The 13,830-nt window shown below is 68.3% G+C and carries 10 protein-coding genes; all 10 read left to right on the plus strand.

From position 1 onward, the window contains the following. The first annotated feature begins 15 nt into the window (after window positions 1-15). On the plus strand, window positions 16-2,115 hold the full coding sequence (gene glgX, locus IEZ13_RS11580; RefSeq protein WP_183221112.1) for a glycogen debranching protein GlgX: 2,100 nt from the start codon (window positions 16-18) through the stop codon (window positions 2,113-2,115). Continuing rightward, complete coding sequence (locus tag IEZ13_RS11585; RefSeq protein WP_203833790.1) at window positions 2,112-4,292, plus strand: AGE family epimerase/isomerase; 2,181 nt, start codon at window positions 2,112-2,114, stop codon at window positions 4,290-4,292. The genes glgX and IEZ13_RS11585 overlap by 4 nt, the downstream gene beginning before the upstream one ends. Continuing rightward, entirely contained in the window at window positions 4,289-5,152 is an 864-nt protein-coding gene (locus IEZ13_RS11590) for a type 1 glutamine amidotransferase domain-containing protein (RefSeq protein WP_183221114.1), read from the plus strand. Before IEZ13_RS11585 ends, IEZ13_RS11590 begins: the two co-directional genes overlap by 4 nt. Next, complete coding sequence (locus IEZ13_RS11595) at window positions 5,149-5,748, plus strand: DJ-1/PfpI family protein (RefSeq protein ID WP_183221116.1); 600 nt, start codon at window positions 5,149-5,151, stop codon at window positions 5,746-5,748. Before IEZ13_RS11590 ends, IEZ13_RS11595 begins: the two co-directional genes overlap by 4 nt. Further along, window positions 5,745-7,472, plus strand: coding sequence for a thiamine pyrophosphate-binding protein (locus IEZ13_RS11600; protein ID WP_183221118.1), 1,728 nt, complete (start codon window positions 5,745-5,747; stop codon window positions 7,470-7,472). The genes IEZ13_RS11595 and IEZ13_RS11600 overlap by 4 nt, the downstream gene beginning before the upstream one ends. Beyond that, window positions 7,469-7,882 carry a hypothetical protein gene (locus IEZ13_RS11605; protein ID WP_183221120.1) on the plus strand — a complete coding sequence of 138 codons (414 nt, stop codon included), beginning with the start codon at window positions 7,469-7,471 and terminating at the stop codon, window positions 7,880-7,882. The genes IEZ13_RS11600 and IEZ13_RS11605 overlap by 4 nt, the downstream gene beginning before the upstream one ends. Next, a complete protein-coding gene (locus IEZ13_RS11610; protein WP_183221122.1) occupies window positions 7,879-8,310 on the plus strand; it encodes an ester cyclase in 432 nt (143 codons plus the stop codon). The genes IEZ13_RS11605 and IEZ13_RS11610 overlap by 4 nt, the downstream gene beginning before the upstream one ends. Window positions 8,311-8,328: 18 nt before the next feature. Next, entirely contained in the window at window positions 8,329-8,703 is a 375-nt protein-coding gene (locus IEZ13_RS11615) for a nuclear transport factor 2 family protein (protein ID WP_183221124.1), read from the plus strand. Continuing rightward, window positions 8,703-9,113 carry a VOC family protein gene (locus IEZ13_RS11620; protein ID WP_183221126.1) on the plus strand — a complete coding sequence of 137 codons (411 nt, stop codon included), beginning with the start codon at window positions 8,703-8,705 and terminating at the stop codon, window positions 9,111-9,113. The genes IEZ13_RS11615 and IEZ13_RS11620 overlap by 1 nt, the downstream gene beginning before the upstream one ends. 266 nt (window positions 9,114-9,379) lie before the next feature. Continuing rightward, the gene (locus IEZ13_RS11625) at window positions 9,380-13,816 is read left to right on the plus strand and encodes a tetratricopeptide repeat protein (RefSeq protein WP_229794648.1); all 4,437 of its coding nucleotides are present in this window, start codon (window positions 9,380-9,382) and stop codon (window positions 13,814-13,816) included. Window positions 13,817-13,830 lie beyond the last annotated feature (14 nt).

Consider the following 13,830-nt stretch of genomic DNA (forward strand, 5'->3'; position numbering starts at 1 on the left):
CCCTAGGCTTCTGGCATGAGCGTCAGCCAGCTCCGCCGGCCGTACGCCGCTGGCGAAGCCCTCTTTCATCCCGAGCCCGGCCGCAGCCATCCACTCGGGGCCACCCCGGACGACGACGGCGTGAACTACGCGTTCTTCTCCGAACACGCCACCGGCATCGAGCTGCTCGTCTTCGACCAGCCCGGCGACGCCGAACCCGTGCAGACGGTCACCCTCGATCCGGACCGCAACCGCAGCTTCGCCGTCTGGCACGTGTACCTGCGCGGCCAGAGCGCGCCGTCGTTCTACGCCCTCCGGGTGTTCGGCCCGGAAGGTGACGGCGCACGGGAGCTCGGCATGCGGTTCGACGCCGGCAAAGTGCTCGCCGACCCGTACGCCCGCGGTCTTGATCGTGGCCGTTGGGATCGGGAGGCGGCCTGCGGGCCGGACGACACGACGGCGACCTCGCTGCGATGCGCGGTGATCGACGAGCGGTACTACGACTGGCAGGGCGACCGGCCGCTGAACCGCCCGATGTCCGAAATGGTGATCTACGAGATACACGTCGGCGGCTTCACCCGATCGCCCGGTTCCGGGGTGGCACGGCCCGGCACGTTCGCCGCGATCATCGACAAGATCCCCTACCTCACGGCGCTCGGTGTCACGGCCGTGGAGCTGCTGCCGGTGTGCGACTTCGACGCGACCGTGAACAACTACTGGGGCTACAGCACCGCCGCGTTCTTCGCCCCGCACGCCGACTACTGCGTGGAGCCGCAGGCCGGCAGGCACGTCGCCGAGTTCCGGGACATGGTCAAGGCCCTGCACTCCGCCGGGATCGAGGTCATCCTCGACGTCGTCTTCAACCACACCGACGAGGGCAACCACCTGGGGCCGCTGTTCTGCTGGGCGGGCCTGGACAACGCCAACTACTACTACCTGCACCAGGCCGACCGCCGCTACTACGACGACTACTCCGGTTGCGGCAACACGCTCATGGCCAACCATCCGATCGTCACCAAGATGATCGTGGAATGCCTGGAGTACTGGGTACGGGAGATGCACGTCGACGGCTTCCGCTTCGACGAGGCCGCGGTGCTGACCCGCGGGCCCGGCGGCGCGGTCCTCGACGAACCGCCGGTGGTGTGGCAGATCGAACTGTCCGACACCCTCGCCACCACGAAGATCATCGCTGAGGCGTGGGACGCGGCCGGCGCCTACGAGGTCGGCAGCTACCCCGGATACCGGTGGGCCGAATGGAACGGCCGGTTTCGCGACACCGTACGCCGGTTCGTACGCGGCGAGCCCGGCCTGATCGGTGAGATGGCCGACCGCTTCGGCGGCAGCGCCGACCTCTACCAGGCACGCGGGCACCGGCCGGTCAACAGCGTCAACTTCATCACCTGCCACGACGGGTTCACCCTGGCCGACCTGGTCGCCTACGACCGCAAGCACAACGAGGCCAACGGCGAGGACAACCGGGACGGCAACGACGACAACATGAGCTGGAACTGCGGCGCGGAAGGGCCCACCGACGACCCCGGGGTGCTGGCGCTGCGGACCCGGCAGATCAAGAACTTCGCCGTCCTGCTGCTGCTCTCCCGCGGCGTCCCGATGATCACCGCCGGGGACGAGGTGGCCCGCACCCAGCAGGGGAACAACAACGCCTACTGCCAGGACAACCCGATCAGCTGGTTCGACTGGACCGCGGCCGAGCAGAACCACGGCCTGCTGCGGTTCTGGACCCAGCTGATCGCGCTGCGCCGCCGCCACGCGACGTTGCGGCACGACGGGTTCTACACCGGACTGCCCGATGAACGCGGCGTACCCGACATCCGCTGGCACGGCACCCGGCTCGACCGGCCCGACTGGCAGGACCCGCAGGGCCGCGCCTTCGCCTGCACCATCGCCGGCCTCGGTGGCGAGCCCGACCTGCACCTGATGATGAACATGCACACCGAGGCGCTGCACTTCGACCTCGACCCGGGACGCCGCTGGGCGCGGGTCGTCGACACCGCGCTCGCCGCACCGGCCGACATCGCCGACATCGGCGCCGAGCAGCCCGTCACCACCGCCGGCTATCTGGTCACCGCACACAGCATCGTGCTGCTGCGGGCATTGTCTGGAGAGACACCGTGAACCCTGCCATCGGCCTGGACGAACAGGTCAACCAGATCACCTTCACCTTTTCCGACCTGGTCGCCGGGTACGTCACCGGCTACGACCCGGACACCGACACGGTCGGCCTGCGCACCTCCGACGGGCGGCCGTTCGCCGCCCGGCTCACCTCGACCACCGTCGGGGAGATGCTGCGCAACCTCGGCGAGGCGTACGTCGACGCCAGCGCCCAGATGCGCGGCCTGCTGCAACCCGGCCGGTTCATCCACGTCTACGGCGTCTTCTACCCGAACGAGGACAACGGCACCGGCTTCGAGGCCAAGCACGTACTCCTGTTCGGCAAGGAGGCCGACGAGTACCGGTTCGAGGCACTGGACTGGTGGCAGCGGCAGGTCCGCGCCATCGCCGACTTCTACCTGCAGGCCGAGTTCGGCGGTGCCGGCAACGGCTACGACTACCGCGGCTACCGCACCGACCTGTCGATGCTCGGCACCAAGACCCAGTCGATCCGGCAGGAGACCGACACCATCTCCCGGCTCATCTACGGGTTGTCCACCGCCTACCTGCTCAGCGGCGGCCAGGCCTATCTGGACGCGGCCGTCGCCGGCGCCAACTACCTCATCGAGCACTTCTGCGCCGTGGACCGCAGCCAGCACATCGCCTACTGGTACCACGCCGTCGACGTGCTGCCCGACGGCGGCGAGCGCAAGATCCTGGCCTCCGAGTTCGGCGACGACTACAACGCCATCCCCTGCTACGAGCAGATCTACGCGGTCGCCGGGCTCACCCAGGTCTACCGGATAACCGGCGAACCGAGACTGCGCGAGATCATCGACCTGACCATCAACCTGTTCCAGAAGTACTTCCACGACCCGGACCGGGGCGGCTACTACTCGCACATCGACCCGGTCACCTTCGACCCGCGCAGCCCCGCCCTGGAGGCCGACGGGCACACCAACGCCGACCGCAAGAACTGGAACTCCGTCGGCGACCACATCCCCGCCTACCTCATCAACCTCTATCTGGCCACCGGCGAGCAGCGGTACGCCGACATGCTCGAGGACTGCTGCGACACGATCGTCGGCCACTTCCCCGACTACGACGCCAGCCCGTTCGTACAGGAGAAGTTCTTCGGCGACTGGAACAAGGACCAGGAGTACGGCCAGCAGCGGAACCGGGCCATCGTCGGCCACAACCTGAAGATCGCCTGGAACCTGATGCGCATGAACAGCCTGCGCCCCAAGGACGAATACGTCGCCCTCGCCACCCGCATCGCCGACCTGATGCCGTCCGTCGGCGCCGACCCGCAACGCGGCGGCTGGTACGACATGGTGGAACGGGTCACCGGCCCCGGCGAACACTTCCACCGTCTGGTGTGGCACGACCGCAAAGCCTGGTGGCAGCAGGAGCAGGGCATCCTCGCCTACCTGATCCTGGACGGGGTGCTGCACCGCCCCGAATACGCCAAACAGGCCCGCGAGGGCGCCGCCTTCTACAACGGGTGGATGCTCGACACCGGCGCCGGCGGCATCTACTTCAACGTCCTCGCCAACGGCACCCCGTTCGAGATGGGTGGCGAACGCAGCAAGGGCTCGCACTCGATGGCCATGTACCACAGCGCCGAACTCGGCTACCTCGCCGCCGTCTACGGCAACCTGCTGCGCCGCGAAGAACCACTCAACCTGTGGTTCCATCCCCAGCCCGGCGCGTTCGGCGCCACCCTCCGGGTGGCGCCCGACCTGCTGCCACCCGGGCGCGCGCAGATCATGCAGGTCTGGATCAACGGCCACGAACACCACGACTTCGACCCGGACGCGCTCACCGTCACCCTCCCGCACGCCGACCAACCCCAGACGGTACGGGTACGGATGAGCCCCGCCGGGCTGGCGTTCAGCGCCGACCTCACCGGCAGCGACGGCGGCCGGGCCGACATCTCCCTGGCCGGCACCCTGAGCCTGAACACCATGCCGGCCCTGCACGCCCGCCTCGACGAGGCCCGCCGGATCGGCTGCACCGCGATCACCCTCGACGCCGCCGACCTGATGCACCTCGACAGCGCGGCGGTCCGCGACCTCGCCCTCACCCGCCAGCACGCCGACTACACGCTCGCCGTCGTCAACGCCACCGGCCAGGTCGCCGAGCAACTCCGCGACAGCGAACTGATCCAGGAACTCGCGACCACGGGAGGCCCCCGATGAGAAAGGTACTGTTCGTCGTCTCCGAGTGGGGCTACTGGGGCGAGGAGCTGATCGGCCCACTCGAAGCCTGCGACCAGGCCGGGTACGAGGTCGAGTTCGTCACCCCCACCGGCGCCCGGCCCACCCCGCTGGCGGTCAGCATGAGCCCCGGCTTCGTCGACCCGCCGCAGGGCAAATCGGTGACCAGCGCCGAGATGGCCCGCAAGACCCGGGAACTCGACGCCGGCGACCGGCTCGACAAACCGCACGACCTGGCCGGATGGCTGCCGGAACGGCCCTACCCCAGCTCACCGACCTACCTGCGCGACAGCGAGGAGTACTACCGCACCATCGAACGCGTCGTCACCCACGACCTGCCCGCGTACGACGCGCTCGTCATCGTCGGCGGCAGCGGCGCCATGATCGACCTGGCCAACAACCAGCGCCTGCACGAGCTGATCCTCGGCTTCGTCCGCCTCGACCAGCCCGTCGCGGCGGTCTGCTACGGCGTCGCCGCCCTCGCCTTCGCCCGCGACCCGCTGCGCAAACTCAGCATCATCCGCGGCAAACGGGTCACCGGCCATCCGATCGACTACGACTACCACGACGGCACCGGCTTCGAGGGCCCGCACGCCGTCGACGGCTCCAACCGCGGCTTCGGCGACGGGTACGTCAACTTCGGCCCACCGTTCTACCCACTGGAGTTCATCCTGCGCGACGCGGTCGGCCCCGACGGCGAGTTCATCGGCAACGTCGGCCACGCCGAGTCGGTCATCGTCGACCACCCGTTCATCACGGCCCGCTCCACCGAGTCGTCGGTCGGCTGTGGACGGGCGCTGGTCGACGTCCTCGGCCAGGGACTACGGCGGTACGGCTGGTGACCGGGGCACTGGCCGGGCACCGGATCGCGGTCCTGGTCGAGAGCGACTTCTACGAGCACGAGATCTGGTACTACTCCTACCGGTTCCCGGAGGAGGGCGCCGAACTGCACTTCCTCACCCGCCTCTGGGGCCAGGAGTCGATCACCTTCACCGGCCACGAGTACAAGGCGCCGTTCGTCTGCGCCGAGTCCTTCGAGAACATGGACGACGACACGCTGCGGTCCTACTCGGCGATCATCGTGCCGTCCGCCATGGTCAGCGACCGGCTGCGGTACAGCGAGGACCTGGCGAAAATGCCACCGGCCACCGATTTCGTACGCCGTGCCTTCGCCGAACCCCGCATCGTGAAGGGGATCATCTGCCACGGCCTGTGGCTGCTGTCACGCACCCCCGAACTGGTCCGCGGCCGCCGCCTCACCTGCCACCCCAACCTGTACGGCGACGCCCTCAACATGGGCGCACGCTACGTCGACCAGGACGTGGTGGTCGACGACGATCTGGTCACCGGCCGGACGGGGGCGCAGGCGGGACAGTTCGCCCGTACCGTGATCTCGGAGGTCTTGACGAGGTCCGCCGTGCCGGTGGGTGTGTCATGACCGCGACCACCGACCGGACCGACGCTCCGGAACTGCTGGCCACCGGCCACCGCCGCCTGCTCGAACAGCTGCGCGCCGACGGCGTGCGATTCCTGTTCGGCAACCCCGGCTCCAGCGAGGAGGGGCTGCTCGACGAGATCGCCCGCTTCCCCGACATCGACTACGTGCTCGGCCTCCAGGAGGCCGCCGTGGTGTGCACCGCCGACGGCTACGCGCAAGCCACCGGCCGGCCCGGCGTCGTGCTGCTGCACAGCGGCGTCGGGCTCGGCAACGCGGTCGGCAGCCTCTACCACGCGCTGCACCGGCAGACACCGATGCTCGTGATGGCCGGCGAGGCGGGGGTCGCCTACGACGCGCTCGAGGCACACATGTCGGTGAACCTCGTCGACATCGCCAAACCGGTCACCAAGTACGCCACCCGGGTCACCCATCCGGACAGTCTGCTGCGGCTGGTCCGGCGCTGCCTCAAGGTCGCCGCCACCCCGCCGCGCGGACCGGTCTTCCTGGCCCTGCCGCAGGACGTGCTCGACCAGATCTCCGGCGAACCCGTGGTGCCGACCACCGTGCCGGACACCCGGGTCGTCCCGGAACCCGGCGCGATCCAGGCGGCCGCCCGCCTCCTGGCCGGCGCGCACAACCCGGTGATCATCGCGGGCGACGGCATCGCCGCCTCCGGAGCGGTCGCCGAACTCACCCGGTTCGCCGAGATCTGGGGCGCCGTGGTGCACGGGGCGATGGCCTCCGAGCTGCTCATGCCGTGGACCCATCCACTGTGGGGCGGCCTGACCGGGCACATGTTCGGCGACAGCAGCGCCTCCCTCGTCGCGCAGGCCGACGCGGTGCTGATCTGCGGCACCTACGTGTTCCCGGACGTGTTCCCCGACCTGGAGAACCCGTTCCGGCCCGGCGCCACCGTCGTGCACGTCGACCTCGACCCGTACGCCATCGCCAAGAACCATCCGGTGACCACCGGCATGCTCGGCGACCCGCGGCTCACCCTGCACGCCCTGACCGGCGCCCTCGAGGAGGCGATGACCGACCCGCAACGCCACGCCGCCGCCGAACGGGTCCACCGGCGCACCGTGCAGCGCACCGCGGAACTCGACCGGGCACTGGCCGACGACCTCGGCGCCGGCCGCAACGCCGACTCCGCGCCGCTGCGGATGACCGCCGTCGTCGCCGCCCTGGCCGCCCTGCTCCCGGACGACGCGATCGTCTTCGACGAGGCGCTGACCAATTCACCGGCCCTCACCCGATGGCTGCCACCCACCCGGCCGGGACACTTCTTCCAGACACCCGGCGGAACACTCGGCGTCGGAATCCCCGGCGCCATCGGCGCCAAGATCGCACACCCGGAGCGTACGGTCGTCGGCTTCACCGGCGACGGCGGCGGCATGTACACCTGCCAGGCACTGTGGACCGCCGCCCACCACCGGATCGGCGCCAAGTTCGTGGTCTGCCACAACGGCGGCTACCAGCTGCTCAAGGACAACCTCGAACAGTACCGCCAGGACCACGACGACGATCCCGGCGCCGCGTTCCCGCCGTTCTTCGACGTACGGGAGCCGCGCGTCGACTACGTGAACCTCGCGGCCGGCATGGGTGTGCCGGCCGCCCGGGCCCGGCACGCCGCCGACCTGCCCACCATCCTGCGCACGATGCTCGACCACGACGGCCCGTACCTCGTGGAGGCCGTCCTCGACGATCCTGGAGACACACCGTGACGACCAAGTCCGAAACAATGGCCGACTCCGTGTCCGCCTTCGCCGCGCTCTGGTTCAAGTACCTCGATCAGCACGCCCCGGCCGGTCAGGTGGTCGACTGCCTCGCCACCGACGGCCTGGAGATGGTGTTCCCGGAACGGACGCTGCGTTCCATCGACGACTTCCGCGACTGGTACGCGACGGTCTGCCGCGCCTACACCGACGAGACGCACGTCGTCGAGGAGGTCACCCCCAGCATGGCCGGCGACGACATCAACGTCGACGTGGTCGTGGTGTGGCGGGCCACCCAGACCTCCGACGGATCCCGGCTCGCCATGCGGGCCCGCCAGCGCTGGGTGCTGCGCCGCACCGACACCGAGATGGGGCTCGCCATCGCCGAGTACCGCGTCGACGAGCTGACCTCGCTATGAGCACCGCCCTCACCACCGTCGACCAGGAGAACGTCGCCCTCGTCCGGCGGGTCACCGACGCCGTCAACGCCCGCCGCTACGACGACATGGACGAACTGTTCGCCCCGAACTTCGTCGACCACAACCCGGCCTGGAACGTCGACAGCCTCCAGGCGCTCAAGGGGCTCCTCGCCGTCGCACAGGAGGCCCTCGACTTCCGGGCCGGCCTGGACGCCCTCTACGCCGCCGACGGCGGCCGGGTGGTCATGCAGATCACCTTCACCGGGCGGCACGTCGCCCCGATCTTCGGCATCCATCCCACCGGCCTGCCGGTCAGCTGGACCAGCATCGAGGTCTACCGCCTCGAGAACCACAAGATCGTCGAACGCTGGGTCCAGGCCGACACGACCGGGCTGATGCGGCAGGTCGGCGTACTCATGCCTGAGTAGAACCGTCAGGAGACCACGATGAACACCAGACAGGTCATCGATCGCTACTACGAACTGGCCAACGCGGGACAGTGGGACGACTGGTGCGACCTGTTCTCCCCCGACACCCGCATGGACGAGCAGCTCGCCGGTCACGTGGAGGGCCGGGAGACGCTGCGGGAGATGATGAAGGGCTTTCCCGAGACGTACGCGAGCTTCGCCAACCGTCCCCGGCACATGGTCGTGTCGGACAGCCAGGCCGCGGTCGTCTCACACATCTCCGGCCGCACCCGGCACGGTGCCACCGTCGAGGCCGACGTGTGCAACTACTTCGAGGTCGCCGACGGGCAGATCACCTACATGTGCAACTGCCACGACACCGTCCCGTTCAAGCCGGTCATGAGCGGGCAGTGATGGTGCGCTGGGCACACGTCGGCCTCAACTGCCGCGACCAGGAGACGACCGAACGGTTCTACCACGACATGTTCGGGTTCGAACGGTCCCGGGTGGTCACCGCCGGCGGCACCGACATCGTGTTCCTGCGGCAGGGCGACGTCCATCTGGAACTGTTCGACGCGGCCCGCGAGTCACCGGAGAGCTTCGGCGCCGACGGGCCGCAGCATCCCGGCATGGTGCGGCACCTCGCCTTCCAGGTCGAGGACCTCGACGACTTCCTCGCCCAGGTCCCCGGCGACCTGGACGTGTCGCTCGGGCCGCTGGCCTTCGACGAGTTCATCCCCGGCTGGCGCACCGTCTGGGTGAAGGACCCCGACGGCGTCATCGTCGAGATCAGCCAGGGCTACACCGACCAGCCGGTCGGCTGACCGACTGCCTGGGCCGCACCCAGCCGGCCCAGGCAGCCGTCCAGCCCTTGCGGTGCGTGACGTCGTCCCCGGGTGCACCTCCGGCCGGCCGTCAGCGACGTCTCAGTGCCGTTGAAACAGCCCCCAGAGCCGGCCGAGAACTTCCGGCTGGCTCTGAGCGCTGTCTCGCACGCTTCGAGACAACCCCCACGACCAGCCGGACAAGATCGGCCACCCCCTGTCCGCCAGATATCAGGTGAGGCGGGTGAGGGAGGTCGGCGCGGGTGATGACCGGACTGGTTCTGGATGCTGCCGGGTTCGAGGTGCTGGTCGCCGGGAAACCGGTGGACGCGCGTCGCCCCCTGGAGCCTGCCGACATCGAGCTGCTGCAGGGTGTGGCCGCCGAGTATGTGGACGCGGTCCATTCGGACGCTGATGACGCGGTCTTCGTCGCGCTGGGCCGGAAGCTGTTCGCGTGGATCGGCGGCGATGAGGTTCAGTTCAGGACACCGCTCGTCTTCGAGGTGCGGGCGTCGGCGTCACCGTCCGCGGCGGAGTGGGCCGTGTTGCGGGCACCGTGGGAGGTGCTCGCCGATCAGCACGGCTTCCTGGCCGCCGATGAGTTGCGGCGGTTCGAGGTGGTGCGCCGGCTGGGGCCACCGGACGCCGCTCCGGCACTCGACGGCTTCCGGCTCGGGCTGATGTTCATGGCCTCGGCACCCCGTGGCCAGCACGAACTGGACTTCGAGGCCGAGGAGTCGGCGATCCTGACCGCGGTCGGCGACACCCGGGTGGACCTGGTGGTGGAGGACACCGGTGACCCGGACCAGTTGGGGCAGCGGTGGGCCGACCTCGGTGGTCTGCCGGTGCTGCATCTGTCCTGTCACGGGGTCAACAACTGGCGCATCTCACCGGATCGGCCCGGCGTGCCGGTACTGATGATGGAGGACGAGATCGGCGATGGCCAGCCGGTCACGGCAGCAGACCTGGTCCGTCGGCTGCCGGTGATGCCCCGGTTGATGTTCGTCTCGGCGTGCCTGACCGCGACGGCGGCCGATGCGGACGGGTATCTGCCACCCGGCCCGGATCACCGCTCCACGGACACGACCGTCTCGGAGACGAGCCCGGCACTGCTGGTGCCGGTGGCGCATTCCCTGTCCACCGGCCTAGTGACCGCCGGGGTGCCGGCCGTGGTCGGCTGGGACGGGTCGGTCACCGACGGCGCGGCGACCCTGTTCGCGCAACACCTCTACCAGCAGTTGGGGAGGCGACAGAATCTGGCGGCAGCGGTCGGCGATGCTCGCCGGGAACTGCTGGCCTGCAAGCAGCCACGTCTACGAGCAGACTGGCATCTGGCCCGAATCTGGCTGGGCCCGACCGGCGGTGGCCCGGTGGTCGCCGGGACACGTAAGCGGCCGAGGCTGTCGGCACAGCACGGCCGAAAGACCTTCCTCGACCTCAAGCGACGGCATGTGCCGGTGGCGACAGCCCAGATGTTCGTCGGCCGCCGCCGCGAGATGCGGCAGTCCCTGCGGGCTCTTCGCGGCAACGAGCACTCCGGGGTGTTGCTGCACGGGCAGGGCCACCTAGGCAAATCGAGCCTCGCAGCGCGACTGACAGACCGTTTCACGGACCGCGCAGTGGCCGTGGTTTACGGCGACTACACGGCGATGGGAATGCTGGACGCGATCGCGGCCGCGGTGGAGGACAACCCAGCGGCGCGGTCATTGATCGAGGCACGGCGGGCGGAGGTCCGCGACCAGCCGGAGGCACTACGGTGGGTCCTGGTGGATCTGCTGTCCGGCCCATGCGCACAGGTTGACGACAACGGGCAGCGGCCACTGCTGCTGATCATCGACGATCTGGAGCAGATCCTCGAACCACAGCCGGACGCCCTACATCGCGTCGTCAGCAGGTATGCGCCGGCCTTGGCAGCGGCGCTGCGGGCGTTCGATCCCGACCGGGGTGACAGCCGACTCGTGGTGACGAGCAGGTTCATATTCGCTCTGGATGGGCTGGAAGATCAGCTGGATCCGGTGCAGTTGGCACCGCTCTCGCCGGTGGCACAGCAGAAGCTGGCGGTCCGGCAGAGGGCGGTGCCGGCGGAGGCACTGCGGGAGTCTCGGGCCGGCCTGGCGGCGCGAGCGATAGCGGTCAGCCGAGGTAACCCCGGCCTGCAGGACCTGGTCGCGTTGCGGCTGGTCTACAGCCCACAGGTGGACGCGGCCCGCGCTGAACAGGCGGTGGCCGAAATGGAGTCGTACCTGGACCGCGGTGATCTGCCGGCTGATGCGGACGTTCGCCCATTCGTGGAGGACTTGGCCCTGGACGCACTGATCGAGCAGGCCGGGCCGACCCATATCGCGTTGCTACGTGCACTGACGCTGTTCGAACTGCCGATGCCCACGGCCGTCACCACCCTGTTGGAGGCCCGCACCCACGGATCAGTGCAGCGGTTGTGCGGATTGGGATTGGCCGACGCCTTCCCCGATATCCGCGATCCAGGCGACACCGCAACAGCGGTCAGCCCATTGGCGGCCGGACGGCTCACGCCCCTGACCGACAGCGAACAGTCCGAGCTGGCAGGCGCGGTGGTGCAGCCCCTGCAGGCCGCGTGGAGCGACTCGGGGACACGACACATCTGGGACCCGGATCTAGACCTGCAGTTGACCCGGCTGGCGGTGCTGGCTGACGATCCGTTGGCGATCGAATCGTGCGCCGCGGGAGCAGTGCACCGCTTGCTGGCGGGCCCCGCGGAGCAGGCGTTGATGCTCGGGCAACAGTCCATTGCCATCCTCGACCGACACGTGACGCCCGTGCCACTTCTATTACTACGCCGGACCGCTGAGGCAGCACAGACCACCGGCGAGGGTGATACCGCGGCGAGGCTGTACGACCGGGCAATGAAGCAGGCCACTGACAGCGCCGCGGCGACCGACCCGCTTGAACAAGCTCGAGTCATCGGCGAACACGCACGCCTCCTGTTCACCCGAGGTGATCCGGAGCGTGCCGAACAATTGTTGTACCAGGCCCGCGACATCTTCACCGCTGCCGGATCAGACCATGAAGCTGCAGCCACTTGGGGAAGCCTCGCCCAAATCCTGTACCAGCGTGGCAGCTACGACGAAGCACTCCGCATCCGCCGCGAAGTCGAACTACCGGTCTACGAACGACTCGGCGACACCCGCTCCATCGCCCTCGCCTGGGGCAGCATCGCCGACATCCTGTACCAGCGCGGCGAGTACGACGAAGCACTCCGCATCCGCCGCGAACGACAACTACCGGCTTTCGAGCGCATCGGCGACATTCGCTCCACCGCCCTCACCTGGGGCAGCATCGCCGACATCCTGCACCGGCACAACGAGTACGACGAAGCACTCCGCATCCGCCGCGAAGTCGAACTACCGGTCTACGAACGACTCGGCGACACCCGCTCCATCGCCATCACCTGGGGCAACGTCGCCGACATCCTGCACCAACGCGGCGAGTACGACGAAGCACTCCGCATCCGCCGCGAACGACAACTACCGGTCTACGAACGACTCGGCGACACCCGCTCCATCGCCATCACCTGGGGCAACGTCGCCGACATCCTGCACCAACGCGGCGAGTACGACGAAGCACTCCGCATCCGCCGCGAACGACAACTACCGGCATACGAGCGGCTCGGCGACATTCGCTCCACCGCCGTCGCCTGGGGCAACATCGCTGACATCCTGCACCAACGCGGCGAGTACGACGAAGAACTGCGCATCCGCCGCGAAGTCGAACTACCAGCTTACGAACGGCTCGGCGACACCCGTTCAACCGCCATCGCCTGGGGAAACCTCGCCCGCATCCTGCGCCAACACGGCGACCACGACGAGGCACTCCGCATCTACCGGGAAAAGACGTTGCCAGCCTTCGAGCGTCTTGGAGATCCTCGCTCCGCCGCGATCACCTGGGGCAGCATCGCCGACATCCTGCACCAATACGGCGACCACGACGAAGAGCTCCGCATCCGCCGCGAAGTCGAACTACCAGCATATGAACGACTCGGCGACGCCCGCTCAGCCGCGATCACCTGGGTTAAAGTCGCCGAGATCCTCCAAGTGCGCGGCGAGTACGACGAAGCACTCCGCATCCACCGGGAAAGGGCACTGCCAGCCTTCGAGCGTCTGGGAGACCCTCGCTCCACCGCGATCACCTGGGGCAGCATCGCCGACATCCTGCACCAGCGCGGAGACTACGACGAGGAATTGCGCATCCGCTGTGAGGTCGAGCTACCAGCATATGAACGACTCGGCGACGCTCGCTCAACCGCGCTGACCTGGGGCAACATCGCCGACATCCGGTACCAGCGCGGAGACTACGACGAAGCCCTGCGCATCCGTCAGGAAAATTCGTTGCCAGCCTTTAAGAGGATGAACGACCCGGATGCCATCGCGAGCAGCATTTGGGGAATCGCAAGAATCCAGTTGCAACTCGGACAATTTGACTCCGCGCTACCCAACCTGGTCGAAGCATTCCAGATCCTCGACCAACTGCAGCGACCTGACGGAATCGCCATCGTCGGCGGCACTTTGGGGCAACTATTGATTACCTTCGGAGATCTCGACACCGCACGGAACGTTTTGGCAAAAAGCCATTCGGCAGCGCAGAAGGTCGGGTTGATCTCCATCGCGGAAGAAATCAGTGAGATGCTTCGCACCGCCGATTCCGACACTCGTTCCACAGGCGATTAGACCGCTGTTGCGGG

The organism is Actinoplanes campanulatus, from assembly GCF_014647795.1.
In the GTDB taxonomy this organism is placed as follows: domain Bacteria; phylum Actinomycetota; class Actinomycetes; order Mycobacteriales; family Micromonosporaceae; genus Actinoplanes; species Actinoplanes campanulatus.

Bases quoted from the DNA above. Each gene is read 5' to 3' on its own strand.
- IEZ13_RS11610 (WP_183221122.1), top strand. From the start codon at position 7,879: ATGAGCACCGCCCTCACCACCGTCGACCAGGAGAACGTCGCCCTCGTC.
- glgX (WP_183221112.1), top strand. From the start codon at position 16: ATGAGCGTCAGCCAGCTCCGCCGGCCGTACGCCGCTGGCGAAGCCCTC.
- IEZ13_RS11615 (WP_183221124.1), top strand. From the start codon at position 8,329: ATGAACACCAGACAGGTCATCGATCGCTACTACGAACTGGCCAACGCG.
- IEZ13_RS11620 (WP_183221126.1), top strand. From the start codon at position 8,703: ATGGTGCGCTGGGCACACGTCGGCCTCAACTGCCGCGACCAGGAGACG.
- IEZ13_RS11590 (WP_183221114.1), top strand. From the start codon at position 4,289: ATGAGAAAGGTACTGTTCGTCGTCTCCGAGTGGGGCTACTGGGGCGAG.
- IEZ13_RS11600 (WP_183221118.1), top strand. From the start codon at position 5,745: ATGACCGCGACCACCGACCGGACCGACGCTCCGGAACTGCTGGCCACC.
- IEZ13_RS11625 (WP_229794648.1), top strand. From the start codon at position 9,380: ATGACCGGACTGGTTCTGGATGCTGCCGGGTTCGAGGTGCTGGTCGCC.